We start from the raw sequence: 5,735 nt of genomic DNA on the forward strand, positions 1-5,735 counted from the left end.
GCACTCCAACCCTTATCCTGACTTGATTTCAGTTTTTTCTTTGTCAGTAAGGGTGTCAACAAGGAATATTACAAATTGTTAACCGAGTCTTGAAAGCCTTGTGCTACAAAGGTTTGAAATGTTAAGAAAGATGTGACTAAAGGACAGCCTTGATAAGGGGGGCATCTGATAACTTTTAACGCCTACCTACTCATATTAGAATCAGTGATTAATTGGCATCCTAGCGGAAACAAATGATTATCGACTTACCCGATCGAGAAGCTACTGTCAATTTAGGGGAAAAACTGGGGCAAACCCTGGCCCCCGGCAGTGTAATTTTATTAAAAGGCGATTTGGGAGCGGGAAAAACCACCTTAGTACAGGGAATTGGCCTAGGATTGGGCATTCAAGAGCCTATAGCTAGTCCTACCTTCACCCTCGTTAACGAATATAGCGAAGGCCGCCTTCCTTTGTATCATTTGGATTTGTATCGTTTGCAGGGTCAAGATATCGAGGCGCTGTACCTAGAAAATTATTGGCAGGGAATCGAGGTGGATTTAGGGATAGTGGCGATCGAATGGTCGGAACGTTTAACTTTTTTGCCAGAAAATTATCTAGAGATTACTTTACTCGATCGAGGCGAGCAAGGACGACGAGCGCTGCTCAATTTTGTCGGTGGGGACGAAAAAAATAGCGACCCCACAGGAATCGCTATCAGCACTTGACTTTTGAAGCAATCAAACTTTAGCGGTAACTTTCCACTTATTCTCTAACTCGTCTTTCTTCTAAAGTTTCTTCAAAGAAACTATTGTAGAGGAAACCCGCCGCCACGGCCCCAACAATGGGAGCAATCCAGAATAACCATAATTGACCAACGAGAGCTATATTACCGCATAAAAGAGCAACACCGGTACTACGAGCGGGGTTAACGGAGGTATTGGTCACGGGAATGCTAATTAAGTGAATTAAGGTCAATCCTAAACCAATAGCGATGGGAGCAAAACCGGCCGGAGCGCGTCGATCGGTAGAGCCTAAAATGATGATTAAGAACATGAAGGTCAAGACCACTTCCGTGACCAAAGCGGCGAATAAACTGTAACCACCGGGAGAATGTTCTCCGTAACCATTGGTGGCCAGAGGGTTACTGCCTCCCAGAGCGAAACTGGGTTGACCACTAGCAATAATGTAGATAATTACTGCCGCTAAAATCGCCCCTAAAACTTGAGCGATGATGTAGGGAAGTAGTTCCGAACCGGGGAAGCGTTTACCTGCCCAGAGACCGAAGGAAACGGCGGGATTAAAATGTCCCCCCGAAATATGCCCTAAAGCGTAGGCAAGAGTGAGGACGGTTAAACCGAAGGCGAGGGAGACACCCACAAAAGAAATCCCCAGATGGATATTAAAATCAGCACCATCTACGACACTCTTGGCTTTACCCACAAATACTGCCGCTAAAACAGCACTACCGCAACCGCCGAGAACGAGCCAAAACGTCCCGATGAACTCTGCTAGATACTTTTTCATCTCTATATCAAGGTTGAATGATTTTGCTTTTAGGTTATCTCCCATCAGACCGGATTAAACTGTTATAAGATATTAAAAAATAGTTATTTTTTACCTTCAATTTGCCGTTCTCATGGGGAAACTATCAGCTTTTTAGGGATATAATAGTAAAAAAATCGGGAATTTCTGATAATTTCACACTTTCTTTAGATTTACTTCTATCTTGATGTCTGATGGATTTTGGCAGTGGTTGACCCTTTCCGCCGAGTGCTAATTATGAGATGAGCGATGCAGGAAGAAAAAGCGATATTTAATATCAACAATACTTTTTATCGACCGGAGAGTAAAATCGTCCGAGATTTAGGAGTTTTAGGGGCGGCAATTGCCCAAAAAGAGCGGGGAAGTTTGCGCGTTTTAGAGGTAATGAGCGGCTCTGGTGTGCGAGCGCTCAGGTATTGGTTAGAAAGTGGTGCGGATTGGCTGTGGGTTAATGATGGTAATCCAGAAATTCAGCCAACTTTAGCCGCTAATTTAGAGAGTTTATTACAACAGAAACAAGGGAAAATAACCTATAAATCTGCTCAAGAAGTTCTCCTAGAATGTTATCTTAAAAAAGACCATTACGATCTAGTTGATATTGATGCTTTTGGTTCCCCTGCATCTCTGTTTAGTGCTATTCCTTTAGCCACTAAAATCGGTGGTTTAATTTATCTAACTAATACCGATGGACGGACGCTGACGGGTCATAATCTAGAAAATAGTTTAGCTGATTATGGAGCCTCTGCTCGCAATCATCCAGCTGCCCACGAACAGGGATTAAGATTAATTATCGCTGGTTTGCAATTAGAATCGGCCCGATTAGGTTTAGGAATTACGCCGGTTTTTTCCTTCTTTTTTGGTCAAAGTTATCGGGTGATGGTGCGGTTAACGGCTAATAGACAATTAAATAGTCATAACTACGGTTTTCTCGGTTATTGTCATAGCTGCGGGGAATATCAATCAGTGCCTTGGCCGAAGTTAGGCAAGATAGTTTGTTCTGGGGACGGGCAACCTTTAACTTTAACCGGACCCTTGTGGTTAGGCAGTTTACACGATCGCTTGTATCTAGAAAAAATGGCAGATTTAGCCGATCAATGGCAGTGGAAAAAGGTAGTTAAATTGTTAGAAATAATGAGGGAAGAGAACGATTTTCCTCCCTATTTTTATAGCTTTCGGGAAATTGGTAGAAGGGGGAAATTAGATTTACCCAAAAGGGAAGATTTAATTGCAGCTCTCTTAGAACAAGGTTATCGAGCCGCTGCCACCCATATTAACCCGCAAGCACTGAAAACTAATGCTTCTTTAGCCCAATGTATCGCACTGCTCAAGGACTAATTAATTAAGGATTGCTGAATAAATCTAAAAACCTTGTTGGATAATATCTTTAGGCTTGTTTAAAATCAAAAAGTGCCAGCTCTTGCAGTGATCAGGGGGGAAAAAGTACTTGAATTTTACCCCCGATCACTCCAATGGTAGGCACTTTTTGCGGGAAAAAAAGTCTAAAAGCCTTATCCAACAAGGTTTTTATATTTATTCAGCCAGCCCTATTTAGCGATCGAGGTAGCTACATTAGGACTATTGGGGTTAATATCAATAGTCCGGGTTGCGGGAATAACGATTAAGTCTAAATCTTCCATTGGGATAGCACCAAGCAATACTTGATCCCCCATTACCAAAGCACCGACGAAACCGATGCGGTTTTTGAAACGAATTTCGATCGGTCCAACGTAGGGAACCAGTTGACGGGAACCATCGGCTAAAATTACCTCCTTGCGATCGATTTCAGTTAATTTTAACTGAATTTGAATATGTGCAGGAATGCAGAGATGCAAGGCTCCCGTATCAGCCAAGGCTGGGGTTTCTAGAGGCGATAGGGAACGATCAACGGGGTTACTAAGTTGTATTTTGGCTGAAACTAAACCCATTTTATCCTGTTGAGGTGGTCTATTAATTAGATTATACTAAATCCGTTGAGCATAGGCTACTTATCAGGACAGGCAACAGGCAAAAGGAGGAATAAATAATCAGTTTTTAATAACTGGATTTAGTATTATAACCTCCTTAAACTGCTCCCCAAAAAGGCAAAAGCTGCCTAGTCCGCACCCTAGAAAATCTCAAAAAAAATCGACCTAGCGAGTTTTTCTTCTGCATTAGCAAAGCCTAAGTCTTCAAAAATGTTTCCCGAACTAATAGTATATTCTGTCATAATTATTTATCTTCTTTTCGATAATTATTTTTGTTGCGCTTTTTTAAATTTTTCGAGTATATCATTTAAGTACCTAAGCAAAATTAACTACACATTTCGATAAAGCTTTTGCCTCTTGCCTATTGCCTCTTGCCTGTCTTCACTAGGAAATTTATTTTGCATGACTACTTATGACTTTTTCTCCATCTAATCCCTCTCCATTATCTAATTCGGCTATGGCAACGTCAATTTTTTGACGAGTTTCTTCTACCCATTGTAAGTAATCTTGATCGAGGATTTCTAGCAAGTAAAAAGGGGTATCTATGACTTGTTCTGAATTATTAAATCTGCCACTTTTTAACTGTTTTTGGATAAATTGTTCTTGATTGGGTTTTAGTTGAATATTCATGATGACTTTTGTAAGGTTAAGGGTTAAGTCGAGTGTCCTGTTTCATTTTACTACAAGGATTAGCTAAAATAGGTTAGTTGAGGTGCATTACATAACATTAACGCCCCTTCCGAGATCGGCGATCGCTCCTTGTTTGAGTTGGTCAATGAGAGCATTATCTCGTTCCCAGCTTCTACCTGAATATTGCTTTAAGGCAGAGCCTTGAAACAAGGGAAATGAGTAGGTAGGGTGCGTTAGGAGCGCAACAATATTATTTAATTTACATTAATTACATACGCGACGTAACGCACCAATATTATCCTAAATCCGTTGAGTAACCCACAGAAAACCGGTTTCTCCGAGAAACCCGTTTTCTACTCATGCACTCATGCAAAAAGGGGAATAAATAATCAGTAGATCGTAGGTTGGGTTGAACGATAGTGAAACCCAACACTTTTAAATAATTGGGTTGGGTTGAGGAACGAAACCCAACCTACGGCTCAAAAAAAAAAATCGACCCGCCGCTAGGCGGGAAAAAGAGAAAAAGGGTAAAAAGGGTAAAAAGGGAAAAAGGGTTACAGAGTCCTCCCAGCACCGCACACCACCCGAAAACCGTAGTTGACGTCGCCGTTGGGGAAGAAGCTGTTGCGGAAAGCGGAACGGCAGAAAGCAGGATTGAAGAACCAAGAACCGCCCCGCAATGGAGAACGATTATCATTACCATTTTTTATCCAAGCACTGCCATCCTTTGGTGCATTCTCATAGCTATCATGCCAATTGTCCTCGCACCACTCCCAAACATTGCCAATCATGTCATAGAGTCCCCAAGCATTGGGCCTTTTCTGACCCACAGGATGAGTTGTCTTCTGAGAATTTCCGTCATACCAAGCGTAATCTCCTAACTGATTGGCATCATCACCGAAATAATAGCGAGTGGTTGTCCCCGCACGACAAGCATATTCCCATTCCGCTTCCGTCGGTAGGCGATAGGTTTTGCCAGTTATTTGACTCAATTTCTGACAAAAGGCTTGAGCGTCCTCCCAACTAACACTTTCTACCGGATTTTGGGGATTGTTTTTAAGATAAGAGGGATTTGTTCCCATTACTGCTTGATATTGTGCCTGAGTCACTGGATATTTGCCAATCGCAAAACTGTTGACTTTAACTGGGTGTTGAGGCTTTTCATAGCTTTTAGCATCGGGATCACTTTCAGGAGAACCCATGAGAAATTTACCTGCTGGTAAGCTCACCATCTCCATTGTGACTCGATTGGGTAGTTTTTCGGTAAATGGAGTAGGTGAAGCAATTAGGGGTATTGGTGAAACAGGCTTTTTGACTGCTGCCGGTGCTGGTGGAGGTGACGGGGGAGAATTCCATCCCACAGGTTGTAAGGCATTTAAAACCTGACAGGGGGACAAGCAAGCTGAAAAGCTTATGTATCATAAAATACAGACACAGACTCCAAAAAAAGATAAGTCATATTTACCATATATGACCTAAATAACGAAAATGATAAGTGAACTATACCAGAAAGTGTTAGAAAATGAACTGGGACGAGCCAGATATCTACTGTTGTTAATGATAGTTGGAACCTGGCAAATACTAAAGCAAGCTAAGTTAGAGATATTAGCAGAAGCACTG

General features: G+C 41.8%; 6 protein-coding genes and 1 pseudogene. 2 read left to right on the forward strand and 5 right to left on the reverse strand.

The window, feature by feature from the left end:
* Positions 1–233: 233 nt before the first annotated feature.
* The gene (gene tsaE, locus O9332_RS17800; RefSeq protein ID WP_002759256.1) at positions 234–704 is read left to right on the forward strand and encodes a tRNA (adenosine(37)-N6)-threonylcarbamoyltransferase complex ATPase subunit type 1 TsaE; all 471 of its coding nucleotides are present in this window, start codon (positions 234–236) and stop codon (positions 702–704) included.
* 37 nt (positions 705–741) lie between these two features.
* Here tsaE and aqpZ read toward each other — a convergent pair whose 3' ends face one another.
* Positions 742–1,503, reverse strand: coding sequence for an aquaporin Z (gene aqpZ / locus O9332_RS17805; protein ID WP_288026662.1), 762 nt, complete (start codon positions 1,501–1,503; stop codon positions 742–744).
* Between the two features lie 267 nt (positions 1,504–1,770).
* Here aqpZ and O9332_RS17810 point away from each other — a divergent pair, with 267 nt between their 5' ends.
* Positions 1,771–2,856 carry a class I SAM-dependent methyltransferase gene (locus O9332_RS17810; RefSeq protein WP_288026664.1) on the forward strand — a complete coding sequence of 362 codons (1,086 nt, stop codon included), beginning with the start codon at positions 1,771–1,773 and terminating at the stop codon, positions 2,854–2,856.
* A gap of 209 nt (positions 2,857–3,065) precedes the next feature.
* On the opposite strand, the gene O9332_RS17815 is transcribed toward O9332_RS17810, so the two are convergent.
* From O9332_RS17815 to O9332_RS17830, 4 genes and pseudogenes are all read right to left on the reverse strand, one after another.
* The gene (locus O9332_RS17815) at positions 3,066–3,446 is read right to left on the reverse strand and encodes a pepsin/retropepsin-like aspartic protease family protein (RefSeq protein ID WP_002763730.1); all 381 of its coding nucleotides are present in this window, start codon (positions 3,444–3,446) and stop codon (positions 3,066–3,068) included.
* A 432-nt stretch (positions 3,447–3,878) separates the two neighbouring features.
* The gene (locus tag O9332_RS17820; protein WP_002763732.1) at positions 3,879–4,115 is read right to left on the reverse strand and encodes a ribbon-helix-helix domain-containing protein; all 237 of its coding nucleotides are present in this window, start codon (positions 4,113–4,115) and stop codon (positions 3,879–3,881) included.
* A gap of 87 nt (positions 4,116–4,202) precedes the next feature.
* The gene (locus O9332_RS17825; protein WP_002763733.1) at positions 4,203–4,325 is read right to left on the reverse strand and encodes a hypothetical protein; all 123 of its coding nucleotides are present in this window, start codon (positions 4,323–4,325) and stop codon (positions 4,203–4,205) included.
* A 344-nt stretch (positions 4,326–4,669) separates the two neighbouring features.
* Positions 4,670–5,500 (reverse strand): annotated as a pseudogene (locus O9332_RS17830) (formylglycine-generating enzyme family protein); the annotation flags it as partial.
* Between the last annotated feature and the right edge of the window lie 235 nt (positions 5,501–5,735).

The sequence above is a fragment of the Microcystis sp. LE19-10.1B genome, from assembly GCF_027530565.1.
Classification (GTDB): domain Bacteria; phylum Cyanobacteriota; class Cyanobacteriia; order Cyanobacteriales; family Microcystaceae; genus Microcystis; species Microcystis aeruginosa.

Bases quoted from the DNA above. Each gene is read 5' to 3' on its own strand.
- tsaE (WP_002759256.1), top strand. From the start codon at position 234: ATGATTATCGACTTACCCGATCGAGAAGCTACTGTCAATTTAGGGGAA.
- aqpZ (WP_288026662.1), bottom strand. From the start codon at position 1,503: ATGAAAAAGTATCTAGCAGAGTTCATCGGGACGTTTTGGCTCGTTCTC.
- O9332_RS17810 (WP_288026664.1), top strand. From the start codon at position 1,771: ATGCAGGAAGAAAAAGCGATATTTAATATCAACAATACTTTTTATCGA.
- O9332_RS17815 (WP_002763730.1), bottom strand. From the start codon at position 3,446: ATGGGTTTAGTTTCAGCCAAAATACAACTTAGTAACCCCGTTGATCGT.
- O9332_RS17820 (WP_002763732.1), bottom strand. From the start codon at position 4,115: ATGAATATTCAACTAAAACCCAATCAAGAACAATTTATCCAAAAACAG.